Source organism: Palleronia abyssalis (assembly GCF_900302445.1).
Lineage (GTDB): Bacteria > Pseudomonadota > Alphaproteobacteria > Rhodobacterales > Rhodobacteraceae > Palleronia > Palleronia abyssalis.
Map to the genome: position 1 here is coordinate 594,405 of NZ_ONZF01000002.1, position 15,065 is coordinate 609,469.

Below are 15,065 nucleotides of genomic sequence, written 5' to 3' on the forward strand. Positions count from 1 at the left end.
CCCGTCCGACATGCTGCCCTAACGGTAGACGAAGTCGATGCTGTCGAAGGCGCCTGTCTTGAAATCCTCTATGAAGTCGATGTGGTCGGTCTTCAGCCGGTCTGCGGTTTCCACCGTGAACCTCAGAATGTCCTCGATGAACAGCTCGCGCGGTTGGCAGGCCGAGACGATGGACGGCTCGACGTCGTAGTCGACGCGCCCAAGGTCGTCCGACAGTGCATGCGCCTGTGCCAGCGCCTGTCCGCAGACATACGCGTATTTGCGCCAGGTCTTCTTCGACAGCTCATCGAGGTCGATGTCGTCGCGGAAGGGCGCACGCTCGCGGGTCATGAAGCTGGTGCCCTCGATCTCGATCGCGCCGTAGAACACGTCGCCATGGGCCAGTTGCACCGCCTGGCCATGCGCGATTCGGTCGGCTTCGGTGCCCGCGTTGAATTCAGTCGGCGGCGTCAGCCCTTCCAGGGCCGAGGTGCGGGCGCGCTTGAACTCGATGATGATGTCGTCGGTTGCGTTCTTCGACGGGCCTTCCAGCAGAACGTAATAGCGCGGCAGGCCCAGGGACGCGGTGCCTTGGCCGTGGCGGATGCACACGTCCTTGACCTTCAGCTCGCCCACCCTGTGGGTGACGTCGATCCCGTTATCCTTGGCCAGCTTATCGATCGCCTTCTGGAACTTTTCCTTCTGCGACGACACAGGCTCCAGCTCGTCATCCGCGCGGAAGCCGCGGCCCGTGGGTTCGAGGTAGTCCGACCACAGCCAGTCCTTACGCTCTTCCCAGGCTTCGTCGAACAGGCGCTTGATCACCTTGGGCGAGTTGTTGCGCTGGAACGCGTCCTTCTTCTCGGTCTCGTTCTCGGCGAAATCGGTCATCGCATCGAGATAGCCGTTGACGAAGTGGCGGATGATCTTGCGCCGCTGCTTGCGGCTGAGGTCGCCTTCCTCTTGCGCGCCGACCCAGAAGCCGACCGCGCCGCGCTTGATGTCCCACGTGAAGGGGGCGTAGACGGCCTCGTCGAAATCGTTGACCGAAAAGATCGGCACACCTTCCTTGTTGGGCATGACACCGAAATTCTCGGGGTGGACATCACCCAGGGCCAGAACGGTCGGCATATGCGCGTCCGAACCGACCATGTCGCGATAGAACAGCAGTGCGGTGCCGCGAAAGAAACTGAAGCGGGACCCGGCAAGCTTCTTGAACTTGTCGCGTGCGCCGGCCGAGCGTTCCTCGATCCGGGTCTGATGGTCCTCGCGCAGGGTCGAGCGGACGTGGTTGCGCCGGTCGAGTCCGCTGAGTTGCCGCGGCGGCACGATCTGTTCGCCGGACGCGATTCTTTCGGCCAGCGTGCGGAACGAACCGACCCGGCCTTCGGACTTGATCACGGGCGCGGCCTTCGTCACCGTTTCCTTGCGGGTCGTGCTGGACTGTTCCTTGCCGGTGCCGCCGGTCTTGCCATTCGACTTGGTGTTGTTCGTGCTGCCGGCCATACGAAATTCCCTTCGTTCAATAGGGTGCAACGTCCGCGGCGGGGCCTCGTTCCGTCTCAGGGGCGGTCGGGATGCCGGAAGCAGGTCGTCAGATGGTCGTTGACCATCCCGCAGGCCTCCATCCAGGCATAGACGATCGTCGGCCCGCAGAACCGGAACCCCCGGGCCTTGAGGGCCTTCGACAGCGCGTCGGACGTGGTGGTCTGGGTCGGAACGTCAGCCATGGTTGCAAAGCGGTTCACCTGCGGCGCGCCGTCGACATGGGACCAGACGAACGTGTCGAAGGCTTCGTTCATTTCCAGGAAGGCACGGGCGTTCATGATCGTCGCCTCGATCTTGCCGCGGTGGCGGACAATTCCGGCATTGCCCAGCAGGCGGTCCACGTCGCCGGGAGCCCACCCGGCGATGCGCTCGGGCTCGAACCCCTCGAACGCCTCGCGGAACGCGGGTCGTTTCTTCAGAATGGTCAGCCAGGACAGCCCGGCCTGGAACCCGTCGAGGATCAGTTTCTCCCACAGGGCGCGGGCGTCGTATTCGGGAATACCCCATTCCGTGTCGTGGTAGGCGACGTAAATCGGATCGGTTCCGCACCAAGGGCAGCGGTCTGACACGGGCAAATCCTCCGGGCGGAACGCCTTTACGGCTTCTTAGTCCCTTAGCACTAGAACGAATGCGGGGCAAAAGGGGAAAGCTCATGGACAGGCGAACGGAAAGCGCAACCGCAGACCCGCTGGAATACGCGGTGGCCGAGCGCGATTCGAAGGTGCTCGACATGGTCGAGTCCGCAGTCGATGCCGGGCGGGTCATGTTGGCGTTTCAGCCCGTCGTCATGGCCGGACGAGATGAGCCGGTCTTCTATGAAGGACTGGCGCGGATCATGGACACGACGGGACGGATCATTCCCGCGCGCGAATTCATTCTGGACGTGGAAGAGACCGAGCTTGGGCGCCGCATCGATGCGATCTCTCTGGAACTGGGGCTGCAAGCGCTGCGCGAGCGCCCATCCCTGCGTCTGGCGGTCAACCTGTCGGCCCGATCGGTCGAATATCCCCTGTGGCTTGCCGCGCTGGAGCAAGGCTTGGCCTCCGACCCGACATTGGCCGAGAGGTTGATCCTCGAGATTACCGAAAGCTCGGCGATCACGGTACCGCGGCTGGTCAGCCGCTTCATTGACCGCCTGCAAGCCATGGGCATCTGCTTTGCCATCGACGATTTCGGGTCGGGCTATACCTCGATGCGGTATCTCAAGGATTTCTGCTTCGACATCCTCAAGATCGACGGGGAGTTCTGCCACGGGGTCGCCGACAAACCAGACAACCAGGCGCTGGTGCGGGCCATCGTCTCGATCGCGCAGCATTTCGACATGGTGACGGTGGCCGAAGGGGTCGAGGCGGCGCAGGATGCCCGTGCGCTGATGGAAATGGGGGTGGATTGCCTTCAGGGATACTATCTGGGTGCGCCGACCGTCCGTCCAGCATGGCAAAGCTGCGCCCGTGATATCGTCGTTTAGCGCGAGACAGCGCCGCCACGGTGGAAATACCCCGGAAAACCTGTAACGTGACGGCGAAGCGGCAAGCCGCAGCCTTGCCGTCACGTTACAGGATCAACCGGGGACCTTCATGACCAACGTCGTCATCGCATCCGCCGCACGCACAGCCGTGGGCACTTTCAACGGCTCGTTCGCCAACACGCCAGCGCACGACCTCGGGACACATGTCCTGAAGGCCGTGGTTGAGCGGGCCGGGATCGACCCTTCAGAAGTCAGCGAGACGATCCTGGGCCAGGTCCTGACCGCCGGCCAAGGGCAGAACCCCGCCCGGCAGGCCCATATCAACGCGGGCCTTCCCATCGAATCCGCCGCGTGGAGCATCAACCAGGTCTGCGGCTCGGGGCTGCGGGCGGTCGCGCTCGCCGCGCAGCACATCCAACTGGGTGATGCCGAGATCGTCGCCGCCGGCGGGCAGGAAAACATGTCAATGGCGCCGCACGTGGCGAACCTGCGACAGGGTCACAAGATGGGCGACGTGAAGTTCATCGACTCGATGATCCGCGATGGACTTTGGGACGCCTTCAACGGCTATCACATGGGCCAGACGGCCGAGAACGTGGCCGAGCAATGGCAGATCAGCCGTGAGGACCAGGACGCATTCGCCGCGAAATCGCAGAACAAGGCCGAAAAGGCGCGCGCCGACGGCAAGTTCCAGGACGAGATCGTGCCCTTCACGATCCAGGGTCGCAAGGGCGACACCGTGGTCGACCGCGACGAGCACATCCGCGAAGGCGCCAGCGTCGAAGGCATGGGAAAGCTGCGCGCGGCCTTCACCAAGGACGGATCGGTCACCGCGGGCAACGCCAGCGGGATCAACGACGGGGCCGCCGCGGTCCTTCTGATGTCTGCCGACGCGGCTGAGGCCAAGGGGATCGAGCCGTTGGCCCGGATCGTCAGCTACGCGACCGTGGGCCTCGACCCGTCGATCATGGGCACCGGTCCCATCGGCGCCAGCCGCAAGGCGCTGGAAAAGGCCGGATGGACGCCGGGCGATCTGGACCTGGTCGAGGCAAACGAAGCCTTCGCCGCGCAGGCCTGCGCGGTGAACAAGGAGATGGGTTGGGATCCGGAGATCGTGAACGTGAACGGCGGCGCCATCGCCATCGGCCACCCGATCGGCGCGTCGGGGGCCCGGATCCTGAACACCCTTCTGTTCGAGATGAAGCGGCGCGACGCGAAGAAAGGTCTGGCAACCCTGTGCATCGGCGGCGGCATGGGCGTCGCGCTGTGCGTCGAGCGTCCGTGACTGGGAACGGGCCGTGCCCGAGGCGCGGCCTGCGCACCGATGAGTGACACATTCTTCGATCAGATCGTCTTTTCGGGCGGCGGCACGCGGTGCATGTGGCAGGGCGGCTTCATGGAGGTCCTGCGCCAGGAGATCCCCCTCGACCCGGCGCGGATCACCGGCGTCTCGGGTGGGGCATGCTCGGCCTGCGGGTTCGTCACCCATCGCGGGACTCGCGTGCGCGACATCTTCATCGAGGCCTTCGAACGGCACGACCGCAACATTCCCTTGCACGAGCCCTTCGATGGCAAGCGCGGCAACAGCCCTCACCAGTTGATCTATCGCGAGGTGATCGATCGGTGCTTCGGTGACCCCGAGGCCGAGCGCCTGTTGTCCACGGGCCCGCAGCTTCAGATCCTGATCGCGCGGCCACCGGACCATGACTGGGCCAAGCTGACCGGCGCCGCGATGACGCTGGTCTACGAGGCAGACACCATCGTCCGGTCGAACCCGCACCTGCGCTGGGCCGAGGCTGCGGGTCTGGTGGGCGAGCTGATCGACGGCCGCGAGGCAGCCCTGAACGGCCGGATCGTGAACTTGGTCTGCGCTGCGGCGACAATTCCGCCGGCCTTCGATCCGCCGCTGTGGGATGGGGCACCCGCCATCGATGCAGGCATGGTGGACCAGGCGCCGTTGCCGGTCCCGGACGAAGGATCGACCCTGATCCTTCTGACCAAGCGCTTTCGCGACCTGCCTCAGGCGCCGGGCCGCGTCTACGTCCAGCCGTCCGAGCCGGTGCCCGCCGACAAGATCGACTTCACCGATCCCCAGAAGCTGCGTGACACTTGGGATCTGGGCGAGGCGGACGGGCGGGAGTTCCTTAAGAACATCCACGAGATCACAACACGATAGAATCAGAAACCGAGGAGGAGGAGACATCATGGGACGCGTAGCGATCGTGACGGGGGGGAGCCGGGGCATCGGCGCTTCGATCTCGAAGGCGCTGAAGGCTGCGGGGCACGAGGTCGCGGCGACCTACGGCGGCAACGACGAGGCCGCAAAGGCCTTCACGGACGAGACGGGCATCCGCACGTTCAAGTTCGACGTAGGCGATTACGACGCCTGCAAATCCGGTATTGCCGAGGTCGAGGAGGCCATGGGCCCGGTAGAAATCTTGATCAACAATGCGGGCATCACCCGCGATGCGCCCTTCCACAAGATGACGCCGGACCAGTGGAAGGCGGTGATCGACACCAACCTGACCGGCGTCTTCAACATGACCCACAACGTCTGGACCGGGATGCGAGATCGGTCCTTCGGGCGGATCGTCACCATCAGCTCGATCAACGGGCAGAAGGGGCAGTTCGGGCAGGCCAACTACTCGGCTGCCAAGGCCGGCGACATAGGGTTCACCAAGGCCCTGGCCCAGGAAGGGGCGAAGAAGGGTATAACGGTCAACGTGGTCAGCCCGGGCTATATCGCAACCGATATGGTGATGGCGGTGCCTGAGAAGGTGCGCGAACAGATCGTCGCCCAGATCCCCGTGGGCCGCTTGGGCGAGCCGGACGAGATTGCGCGCTGCGTGGCGTTTCTGGTGTCGGACGATGCGGGGTTCATCACCGGCGCAACGCTCAGCGCCAATGGGGGGCAATACCTGTCCTGAGCCGCGGCCAACGCCCGGCAAATACAAGAAAGGCCGGTCCCGCGGGACCGGCCTTTCACAATAGTGCGGGTACGATCAGTGGGACAGACGTTCGATCTGTTCCTTCAGTCGCAGTTTTTGTCGTTTCATATTGGTGATCTCAAGGTCATTGGCGGCCGGACTTCTTTGCGCTGCCTCAACCTGTGCCGAGAGAGTCTGGTGCTTCTTCCGCAGTTCCTGAACGTGCGAATGGACAGACATGCATCACCTCCGTTGTTATGCACTTATGAAGATAGGAACTCGACCTCGGGTTGTCATCTTCCCGTTACCTAAAATGTCCTTGGGCATGGCAAAAATTTGCCGGAAGTTACAAAAGCGGCGCGCCATCGCGCAGAATGGACCGCGCCGCGCCGCTTAGGTCGCCGTTGTCTGTCTGGTGCAGGGGCGCTGTGTGCAGCACAAGGGGCGGGTCGAGGCGTGCCGGGCTGCGCCCGCCCTTGATCGCCTGAACGATGACGAGAGAGGCGGGGCGACCCTCGCGCGGTTGGATGGGGCGGATGCGGATGCTGCCCAAGGCGGTCGCCATCGCCGTTATCAGGTCGGGCAGGCGGTCCGCCTTCTGGATCACGCTCATCGTGCCGCGCGGCTGTAACCGGCGGGCGCCGAGGGCGACCCAGTCGGCCAGGGGCAGGCTTTCTCCGAACGCGGTCTCTCGCGGGGGATGGGTCGAGGGCGTACCGGTTCCGCGGTCGTGATAGGGCGGATTGCTGATGACGTGATCGAAGCGCATGGCGCGCAGCGTCGCTGGCATTGCCGAAAGGTCGCCGCGATGGATGGTCGCGGCAATTCCGTTCCGCGCCGCGTTTCGTTCGGCGAGGGCGGCATAGAGGTGCTGGACTTCCAGCCCATGCATTTCCAGCCCCGGTACCCGTGCCGCAAGACAGAACATCGCCGCACCCGCACCACAGCCCAGATCCAGCACGCTTTGGCCAGGTCGCGCCGTGACCGCCGCAGCCAGAAGCACGGGGTCCGCGCCCGCGCGATAGCCTGTCCGGGGTTGATGCAGGATCAGACGGCCGCCGAGGAAGGCGTCCGCGGTCTCAGTATCCGCGGTCGACATCGTTATCGCGCAGGATTGCCACAGCGCGGAAATGGTCGCGATCTGCCACCATGAGGCGGCGGGGCAGAATACCTATGGACCCTTCCAACACGCTCGTATGGACGTCGAGCTCGAACACCTCTATCCCCTCGCCGGACAGAAGCGCCTTGGCGAAGGCCAGGCTGGTCGGTTCGTTCGAACGCATGAGTTCCTTCATGGTCCACAGGTAGCTTGAGGGGCCGGCAGGGGAAAGGGGGCGCGATGGATGCGCAGGTGAAACCGCATGAAAGGCTGGCCGACGCGCTGGCCGCTCCGCTGGGCGAGGTGGACGCGCTGATCCGCGACCGCATGGCGTCCGAAAACGCGCCGCGAATCCCCGAGGTGACGCAGCATCTGGTCGGCGCCGGAGGCAAGCGGATCCGGCCCATGCTGACCTTGGCCAGCGCACGCCTGCTGGGGTATCCCGGCCCCTACGACGTGCATCTTGCGGCCACGGTCGAGTTCATTCACACGGCCACCCTTCTGCATGACGACGTCGTCGACGAATCGTCCAAGCGGCGCGGGCGACCCACGGCAAACCTGCTGTGGGATAACAAGTCGAGTGTGCTGGTCGGGGACTACCTGTTCGCCCGGTCCTTTCAGTTGATGGTCGAGACCGGATCGCTGCGCGTCCTCGATATCCTGGCCAACGCCGCCGCGACGATCGCCGAGGGCGAGGTCCTGCAGCTGACCGCGATGAGCGATCTGTCGACCGGCGAGGAGACGTATCTGCGGATCGTGCGGGGCAAAACGGCCGCGCTGTTTTCGGCCGCGACCGAGGTGGGCGGCGTGATCGCGGGCGGAACCGAGGATCAGGTGCGCGCGCTGCACACCTATGGCGACGCGCTTGGAATTGCTTTCCAGATGGCCGATGACGTGATCGACTGGCTGGACGAGACCGGCAAGGGCGTGGGCGACGATTTCCGCGAGCGCAAGATGACCCTGCCCCTGATCCGCGCCATCGCGAATGCGCAGGGCGAGGATTGGACCTTCTGGGCCCGCACCATCGGCAAGGGGCGGCAGGAAGACGGCGATTTGGAGCGCGCGCAGGCCTTGCTGACCCAAACAGGCGCCCTCGAATCCACCCGGGCCACCGCGCTGGGCTGGTCCGACAAGGCAAAGGATGCATTGCAGCAGCTTCCCGATCACCCGTTGCGCGGGATGCTGTCCGATCTGGCCGATTTCGTGGTGGAGCGTCTGCGCTAGAGCGGGGTCGTGGTGGTGACCCACCATTCGGGTTCAAAGCCGCGGATCGCTTTTGCGGCCCGCCGCGCGTTGTCCTCGGACGCATAGAGGCCGAAGCAGGTCGCGCCCGATCCCGACATGCGCGCGAAAAGGCACCCCTCGGTGTCTTCGATCCGGTCAATCGTTCTGGCGACTGTCCCGTCCAGGCGCCGCGCTGGCGGTTCCAGATCGTTGCGGGTGGTCTTCAGCCAGTCGGCCAGCGCCGCCGCGTCGTCCCACGGGACAGGGTCGGGCATCGGGTCGTTGTCAGCGGTTTCCAGTGTCTGGAACACGGCCCTGGTCGACATGTGCCGCGTTGCGTTGACCAGGACCAGATAGACCTTCGGCATGGGCGGGACGGGCGACAGATCCTCGCCGATCCCACGCATTCTGGCGGGTTCGGCGCGCAGGCAAACCGGTACATCCGCCCCGAGGGAGACCACATCTTGTGGAATTGGGCGGCCGTCCATGTCCGACAGGGCACGCAAGGCCGCCGCGGCGTCGGACGAGCCACCGCCGATCCCGGCGGCGATGGGCAGGCGCTTGGTCAGGGTGAACAGGGCGGGTGGATCACCACTGAGCTTTCCGGCCTTGATGACCAGATTACTGGGGTCGGGGTTCAGTCCCAAGGCGAAAGGCCCGTTGATCGCCAGGTGCCAGTTGCCGTCGCGGGACGGTTCGGCCGTCACCTTGTCGCCAACGGCCGCGAACACCACCAGCGAATCGATCAGATGGTATCCATCGGATCGCTTGCCAGTGACGTGCAGGGCCAGGTTGATCTTCGCGGGGGCGAATGCCTCAGCCGCCATCGGCCATCCTCAACGGGGGGGCGCCTTCCTCTTCCAGAACCGCATCCAGCCCAACCTCGAGCTTGCGACGGATGCGGTCGGGGTCGACCTCGTCTGCCGTGTCGTTGTCGACGAAGCTGAGGGCGCGCTGCCACTGGAACCGGGCCTCGAGCTCGCGCCCGACGGCCCAGAGCACGTCGCCCAGATGGTCGTTCACGACCGGGTCGACCGGCATCAGTTCGACAGCCCGTTCCATCGGGGCCACAGCTTCTGAATAACGACCCAGGCGGTACAGGGCCCATCCCAGACTGTCGGTGATCGCGCCGGAGTTGGGCGCAGCGTCCACCGCGCGTTCGATCATGCTCAGGGCTTCGTCGAGTCGTTCCTGACGCTCGACCAGGGAATATCCAAGGTAGTTCAGAACCTGCGGCTGGTCGGGGCTCAGCTCCAGCGCCTGGCGGAAATCCGATTCCGCCGCGTCCCAGTCGCCCAGCCGCTCGGCCGTGATGGCACGGGCGAAATAGACGACCCACGGCACGGCGCCCCCGGTCTGGGTCAGTTCGATGGCGGTGTCGTAGGCGGCGCGCGCCTCGGCGAAGCGGGCTTCCTCGCGCAAGGCATCGCCCAGCGCGATGTGGACGATCTGCTCTTCGGGGAACGCCTTGGCCAAGGATTCGACCGCCTCGATGCCCGCGTCGGTCCGGCCAGCTTCGCGCATGACTTCGGCCCGGCCAAGCTCGGCGCTGATATAAGCCGGGGCGTCGGTCGGGATCGAATCGTAGGCATCGATGGCCAGGTCGTATTGCCCGATATCCTCGAGCAGGATCGCCGACAGTAGCCGCGCCTCGACATGGGCGGGGCGTAGGTATTCTGCGATACGCGAATAGAGCAGCGCATAGCTGGCCGCGGTTTCGCCCACCACGGTGTTGGCGATGTCGAAGGCAACCTCGGCCGCGCCGGCGCGGGCGTCGGGGGCCACGCTGAACGGTAGCGGCGTTCCGTCGGCCAGCGCATCAAAGGTCGCTTCGAGCGTGGCGTCGAGGTTCGAGCCGGTTTCTTCTTGCAGCAGGGTCCGTGCCTCGTCGAAACGGCCGACTTGCGACAGGATCTCGGCCTGGGCCTTCATGCCGCGGCGCGTCAGGCGCAGCTCGTCATGGGCGTCCAGCGTCGCCGCGGCATCCTCGAACCGGCCAAGCGCGGCTTGGGCGAGGGCCTTGTGGTACACGCCGAACGCTTCGACGCCCTGATCCTCGGCCACGCCGTCGAACGCGGCCAGCGCGTCTTCGGGACGGTCGAGGCCCAGAAGCGCCCACCCCCGCATCAACCCGTCATAGAGAGGGCCAACGGTCACACCGCTGTCGAGGTCGTTCAGAAGATCGGACCACGCCCCGGCCCCGGCATCCGCGCTGAGCAACGCGAGCGCGGCGATCTGACTGTTCCCGCCCGCTTCGACCAGTTCGCTGGCCACCGTATCGGCGCGGTCGAACTCCAGAAGGGACATGTAGGCACCGGTCAGCGCCTCCATGATGGCAAGGTTCTGCGGGTCGGTTGTCAGTGCCTCGGACAGATAACGGGCCATGGCGCCGAAATCGTCGTTCATCTGCGCCGCACGCCCGGCCAGGTACGACCCGGCGATGGGCTGGGCTGTGACCGGCATGGCAGCGCAGGCCAGACCTGCGGCAAGGATCAGCGGGCGGAACATCATTGGGTCCTTTGCATGGGGTCAGACCGGCAGTCGCACCGAAGCTAGTCGTGATGCACCCGAAGGGCAATCGCGCCACCCCGTGCGAAGGTGACGCCAGACCTCACATGTTCGGGTAATTTGGCCCGTCACCACCCTGCGGCGTGGTCCAGACGATGTTCTGCATCGGATCCTTGATGTCGCAGGTCTTGCAGTGGACGCAGTTCTGAAAGTTGATGACGAACCGATCCTCGCCCGAATCCTCGTCCTTGACGAACTCGTAGACGCCCGCCGGGCAGTAGCGTTGCGACAGGCCCGCGTATTTCGGCAGGTTCACCTTCACCGGTAGTTCAGGGTCCTTGAGCTTCAGGTGCGCCGGCTGGTTTTCCGCGTGGTTGGTGTTCGAGAAGCTGACATTGGTCAGCCGGTCGAAGGACAGCTTCCCGTCCGGCTTGGGATAGTCGATCTTCTTGTGCTTCGACGCCTCTTGCGTGGCCTCGGCATCGGTCTTGCCATGCTTAAGAGTGCCCAGAAGCGAGAAACCCAGGGTGTTGGTCCACATGTCGAACCCGCCCATGGCGAGCGAGGCCTGAAGGCCGTACTTGGACCAGATCGGCTTGACGTTGCGAACGGGCTTGAGGTCCTTGCCGATGGGGCCGTTGCGCACGTCGCGGTCGTATTCCTCCAGCACGTCGGACCGGCGCCCGGCCTCGATCGCGGAATGGGCCGCCTCGGCCGCGGCCTTGCCCGACAGCATGGCGTTGTGGTTGCCCTTGATCCGGGGGACGTTGACCATCCCCGCGGCACAGCCCAGAAGCGCGCCGCCCGGGAAGGCGGTCTTGGGCAGCGACTGCCAGCCGCCTTCGGTGATTGCGCGCGCGCCATAGGCCACGCGCTTCCCGCCTTCCAGCAGGTCCTTCATGTAGGGGTGATGCTTGAACTGCTGGAACGACAGATAGGGGTTCACATGCGGGTTCTCGTAGCCCAGGTGCACGACGAAGCCGACATAGACCTGATTGTTCTCAAGGTGATAGACGAACGATCCGCCGCCCGCGTTGTTGCCCAGCGGCCAGCCCATCGTGTGGACGACGCGGCCTTCCTGATGCTTCTCGGGCGAGACCTCCCAGATCTCTTTCATGCCGAGGCCGTATTTCTGGACGTCGGATTTCGCGTCGAGCTCGTATTTCGCGGTGACCTGCTTGGACAGCGATCCGCGCACGCCCTCGCCCAGGAAGACGTATTTGCCGTGAAGCTCCATCCCCGGCTCGTATCCGGGGCCCTCGGTGCCATCGGGATTGCGGCCGAATTCGCCGGCGACGACGCCCTTCACAGCGCCATGCTCGTCATAGATCAGTTCGGAGCAGGCCATGCCGGGGAAGATCTCGACGCCCAGCTCCTCGGCCTGTTCGGCCAGCCAGCGGCAGACATTCCCCATCGAGACGATATAGTTGCCGTGGTTGTTCATCAGGGGCGGCATCAGCTTGGTCGGGATGCCCACCTTGCCGGATTCGCCCAGGTAGAAGAACTTGTCTTCCTTCACGGGGACGTTCAGGGGCGCGCCCTTTTCCTTCCAGTCCGGGATCAAAGCATTCAGTCCGATGGGGTCCAGAACGGCACCCGACAGGATATGCGCGCCGACCTCGGAGCCTTTTTCGAGCACGACGACCTCCCGCTCGGGGGAGAGTTGCTTGAGCCGAATGGCCGCCGACAAGCCGGCCGGACCGGCTCCGACGATGACCACGTCGTATTCCATCGCTTCGCGGGTCGTTTCGGACATTTCGTTCCCCTTGGGCAAGATCGCGGATTTCGGTGTCAATATCTGTCCGATTGGCCCGGGGTCAATTGCGACACGGCGTTACGCCATCCGCGCCACCTGTCGTTCGACGCCGTAATCCACCCGTTTCCAGGCGCGGGCGGCCAACAGTACGAGGGCGATCGAGGCATAGCCGTCGATGGCGTAATGGTACCCGGTATAGACCGACAGGATCAGGATCGCGCCCAGGAAGGCAATCGCCATCACAGTCAGTCCCGGCCGGCGATCCCGGGTATACAATGCCAACAGCGTCGCTGCGGCCACGTGAACCGACGGAAACGCGGATATCCCGCTGGCCACCTGGTTCCGCCCCGAGGCGTAGGCCTCCCAAAGCATGTCCTGCAGGGCGCCGATCTGGCTTTGCGCCATGCCTGAAGTCTGCAACGCGTCGATCAGGCCCGCGAAGCGTTGTGTTCCGGTCAGGGCGTCGAAATAGACCGGGCCGGCCGACATCACCGCCAGCGCCAGAACATTGCCGCACCCGACCCACACGACGAAGAACAGGACCACGAAACGCCGCTGTCGCGTGGCATCGGGATCGAAGGCCAGCAAGACGGGGAAGCCCGTCGCGACGATGCCCCAGACAAGAACGTATATGACGTCGATCGCCAACACGGGAACTGCCGGAATCGCCGCGTGCACGGCGATCCAGGGGGCGTGTCCCGCGTGAAAGAGCAGATCCAGCTGCGCCAGCCCGGGGTCGGCATAGAAAGGCACAATCCCCGGCATTGCGGTCTTGACCGCGACGAAGGCCGCCTGAAACAATGCGGCTGCGACAACGGCAAGGCAGATTTGCCCCACGCGACCGCCTTGGGACAGAAACGCACGGCCCCGCGTGGTCAATGCGCAAACCGCGACGGCAAGGGCGGCGATGCCCGCAAGGGGCGGCAGGAAGACGGTCAGGCGGAATGCCAGGTTCGACACTGTCTCGACCGCGCTTTGGCCGGACGCGACGGCAAACAGGATCGCGGCGACGGCATAGACCAGTGTTGCGAGAAAAAAGCCGCGCATGGTCGAGGGGCCCCGGTAAACTGCTTTCTGTCGTCGGCGTCAGACTATAACGATGAGTGGACCGAAGACTTGACGAGAATACGGCCTTTCCGGGCCGAAGGATGAACACATGGAAAAGATTCCGCTGACCCGTAACGGCCAGACCGCACTGAACGACGAACTCAAGCGCCTGAAATCGAAGGATCGCCCCGAGATCATCCAGGCGATCTCGGAAGCGCGCGAGCATGGCGATTTGTCCGAGAATGCTGAGTATCATTCGGCCAAGGAAAAGCAGTCCTTCATCGAGGGCCGCATCAAGGAGATCGAGGGGATCCTGTCCCGCGCGGACGTCATCGACGTGTCCAAGCTGTCGGGGCCGATCAAGTTCGGCGCCACGGTCAAGGTCGTGGACGAGGATACCGACGAGGAAAAGACCTATCAGATCGTGGGCGAGCCCGAGGCCAACCTGGAAAACGGCAAGCTAAACATGAAGTCGCCCCTCGCGCGCGCGCTTATCGGCAAGGAAGAAGGCGATTCCGTCGAGGTGCGAACCCCCGGGGGCGAGAAGTCCTACGAGATCCTCTCCGTCGATTACATCTAGGGTATCATGTCGAACAACACCCCTCCCGCAGTGCCCCCCCGGCCGATTGGGACGGGGTTGGCCTGGATCGGCACGGTTTTGTGGCTGGCGATCTCGGCTCTCGTGTTCTTCGGATTTTCCGGGGGCGAGGCAGCGTTGGATCCGTTGCGCGTGCTGATGGTCCCGGTCGCGGTTCTGGGCCCCGTCGCGCTGATCTGGATCGCCGCGATCTTGTCGCAACGGATGGACGCGCTGGCGCGCAGCCTATCGGGCGTGCGTGCGCCCGGCGACCTGGCCGAGATGTCCAAGAAGCTCGACACCGCTCTGGCCGCGATCAGCCGCCCGACCTACACCACGCCGACCACGGTCGCGCAGCCCAAACCCGCCAGCGTTCAGGCCGCATTGCGGCTGGACCCCAAGCCCGATGCCGAGGTCGAGCCTCTGTCGGTCGGCGACTTGATCTCGGCGCTTCAGTTCCCGGCCGATGCCGACGACCGCGAGGGGTTCCGCGCCCTGCGGCGCGCCCTGTCCGATCACCATGGCAAGATCGTCGTGACCGCCGCACAGGACGTTCTGACCCTGCTCAGTCAGGACGGGATATATACAGACGATCTGTCGGTCGAGCGCGCGCGCCCCGAGTTGTGGCGGCGCTTCGCCACCGGTGAGCGCGGCGCGCGGATCGGTGCTGTCGGCGGAATCCGCGAGGAGGAGCCTCTGGCCCTCGTCACGCAGCGCCTGCGGGTGGACACGATTTTCCGCGACGCGTCTCTGCATTTCCTGCGCGTCTTCGACCAGCTTCTGGCGCGGGTCGAGCCGCGCCTGTCCGACGGTGAACTTGCGCAGCTATCCGAAACCCGGACGGCGCGTGCCTTCATGCTGTTGGGGCGCGCCTTGGGGACGTTCGACTAGGGGATTCGGCCCCGCGGTCGAAATGCCCCCGTTTCGGTTCG

At 64.7% G+C, this 15,065-nt stretch carries 16 protein-coding genes; 7 read left to right on the top strand and 9 right to left on the bottom strand.

The window, feature by feature from the left end; all coding sequences use genetic code 11:
* Positions 1-18: 18 nt before the first annotated feature.
* Together PAA8504_RS06685 and PAA8504_RS06690 are read right to left on the bottom strand one after the other, a co-directional pair.
* On the bottom strand, positions 19-1,485 hold the full coding sequence (locus tag PAA8504_RS06685; protein WP_108893369.1) for a DUF2252 domain-containing protein: 1,467 nt from the start codon (positions 1,483-1,485) through the stop codon (positions 19-21).
* A 56-nt stretch (positions 1,486-1,541) separates the two neighbouring features.
* Positions 1,542-2,096: a DNA-3-methyladenine glycosylase I gene (locus tag PAA8504_RS06690; RefSeq protein ID WP_108893370.1), complete on the bottom strand. Its 555-nt coding sequence runs from the start codon at positions 2,094-2,096 to the stop codon at positions 1,542-1,544.
* A gap of 83 nt (positions 2,097-2,179) precedes the next feature.
* Between PAA8504_RS06690 and PAA8504_RS06695 the strand changes: the two genes are divergently transcribed.
* The 4 genes from PAA8504_RS06695 to PAA8504_RS06710 all read left to right on the top strand — a co-directional run bounded on the left by PAA8504_RS06695 (position 2,180) and on the right by PAA8504_RS06710 (position 5,922).
* Positions 2,180-2,995, top strand: a complete 816-nt coding sequence (locus tag PAA8504_RS06695) for an EAL domain-containing protein (RefSeq protein WP_108893371.1) — start codon at positions 2,180-2,182, stop codon at positions 2,993-2,995.
* Positions 2,996-3,104: 109 nt separating this feature from the next.
* The gene (locus PAA8504_RS06700) at positions 3,105-4,280 is read left to right on the top strand and encodes an acetyl-CoA C-acetyltransferase (protein ID WP_108893372.1); all 1,176 of its coding nucleotides are present in this window, start codon (positions 3,105-3,107) and stop codon (positions 4,278-4,280) included.
* A gap of 39 nt (positions 4,281-4,319) precedes the next feature.
* Positions 4,320-5,171 (top strand): patatin-like phospholipase family protein, encoded by an 852-nt coding sequence (locus tag PAA8504_RS06705; protein WP_108893373.1) that lies wholly within the window; start codon positions 4,320-4,322, stop codon positions 5,169-5,171.
* A gap of 28 nt (positions 5,172-5,199) precedes the next feature.
* Positions 5,200-5,922: a beta-ketoacyl-ACP reductase gene (locus PAA8504_RS06710; RefSeq protein WP_108893374.1), complete on the top strand. Its 723-nt coding sequence runs from the start codon at positions 5,200-5,202 to the stop codon at positions 5,920-5,922.
* Between the two features lie 75 nt (positions 5,923-5,997).
* Here the strand turns inward: PAA8504_RS06710 and PAA8504_RS06715 are convergent, their stop codons facing one another.
* From PAA8504_RS06715 to PAA8504_RS06725, 3 genes are all read right to left on the bottom strand, one after another.
* Positions 5,998-6,162 carry a YdcH family protein gene (locus PAA8504_RS06715; RefSeq protein ID WP_108893375.1) on the bottom strand — a complete coding sequence of 55 codons (165 nt, stop codon included), beginning with the start codon at positions 6,160-6,162 and terminating at the stop codon, positions 5,998-6,000.
* A gap of 106 nt (positions 6,163-6,268) precedes the next feature.
* Positions 6,269-7,021, bottom strand: a complete 753-nt coding sequence (locus PAA8504_RS06720; protein ID WP_108893376.1) for a tRNA1(Val) (adenine(37)-N6)-methyltransferase — start codon at positions 7,019-7,021, stop codon at positions 6,269-6,271.
* Complete coding sequence (locus tag PAA8504_RS06725; protein ID WP_108893377.1) at positions 7,002-7,217, bottom strand: putative signal transducing protein; 216 nt, start codon at positions 7,215-7,217, stop codon at positions 7,002-7,004. Before PAA8504_RS06725 ends, PAA8504_RS06720 begins: the two co-directional genes overlap by 20 nt.
* Before the next feature lie 44 nt (positions 7,218-7,261).
* Between PAA8504_RS06725 and PAA8504_RS06730 the strand changes: the two genes are divergently transcribed.
* Positions 7,262-8,245 carry a polyprenyl synthetase family protein gene (locus tag PAA8504_RS06730; protein WP_108893378.1) on the top strand — a complete coding sequence of 328 codons (984 nt, stop codon included), beginning with the start codon at positions 7,262-7,264 and terminating at the stop codon, positions 8,243-8,245.
* Here the strand turns inward: PAA8504_RS06730 and PAA8504_RS06735 are convergent.
* From PAA8504_RS06735 to PAA8504_RS06750, 4 genes are all read right to left on the bottom strand, one after another.
* A complete protein-coding gene (locus tag PAA8504_RS06735) occupies positions 8,242-9,072 on the bottom strand; it encodes a 4-(cytidine 5'-diphospho)-2-C-methyl-D-erythritol kinase (RefSeq protein ID WP_108893379.1) in 831 nt (276 codons plus the stop codon). The two genes, PAA8504_RS06730 and PAA8504_RS06735, sit on opposite strands and share 4 nt — an antisense overlap.
* A complete protein-coding gene (locus tag PAA8504_RS06740) occupies positions 9,062-10,753 on the bottom strand; it encodes a tetratricopeptide repeat protein (protein ID WP_108893380.1) in 1,692 nt (563 codons plus the stop codon). Before PAA8504_RS06740 ends, PAA8504_RS06735 begins: the two co-directional genes overlap by 11 nt.
* A 103-nt stretch (positions 10,754-10,856) precedes the next feature.
* Positions 10,857-12,509, bottom strand: a complete 1,653-nt coding sequence (locus PAA8504_RS06745; RefSeq protein WP_108893381.1) for an electron transfer flavoprotein-ubiquinone oxidoreductase — start codon at positions 12,507-12,509, stop codon at positions 10,857-10,859.
* Positions 12,510-12,587: 78 nt separating this feature from the next.
* Positions 12,588-13,556 carry a phosphatase PAP2 family protein gene (locus PAA8504_RS06750; RefSeq protein ID WP_108893382.1) on the bottom strand — a complete coding sequence of 323 codons (969 nt, stop codon included), beginning with the start codon at positions 13,554-13,556 and terminating at the stop codon, positions 12,588-12,590.
* 109 nt (positions 13,557-13,665) lie between these two features.
* On the opposite strand from PAA8504_RS06750, the gene greA reads away from it, so the two are divergent.
* On the top strand, positions 13,666-14,136 hold the full coding sequence (gene greA, locus PAA8504_RS06755; RefSeq protein WP_108893383.1) for a transcription elongation factor GreA: 471 nt from the start codon (positions 13,666-13,668) through the stop codon (positions 14,134-14,136).
* A gap of 6 nt (positions 14,137-14,142) precedes the next feature.
* The gene (locus PAA8504_RS06760) at positions 14,143-15,024 is read left to right on the top strand and encodes a hypothetical protein (protein ID WP_146190459.1); all 882 of its coding nucleotides are present in this window, start codon (positions 14,143-14,145) and stop codon (positions 15,022-15,024) included.
* Positions 15,025-15,065 lie beyond the last annotated feature (41 nt).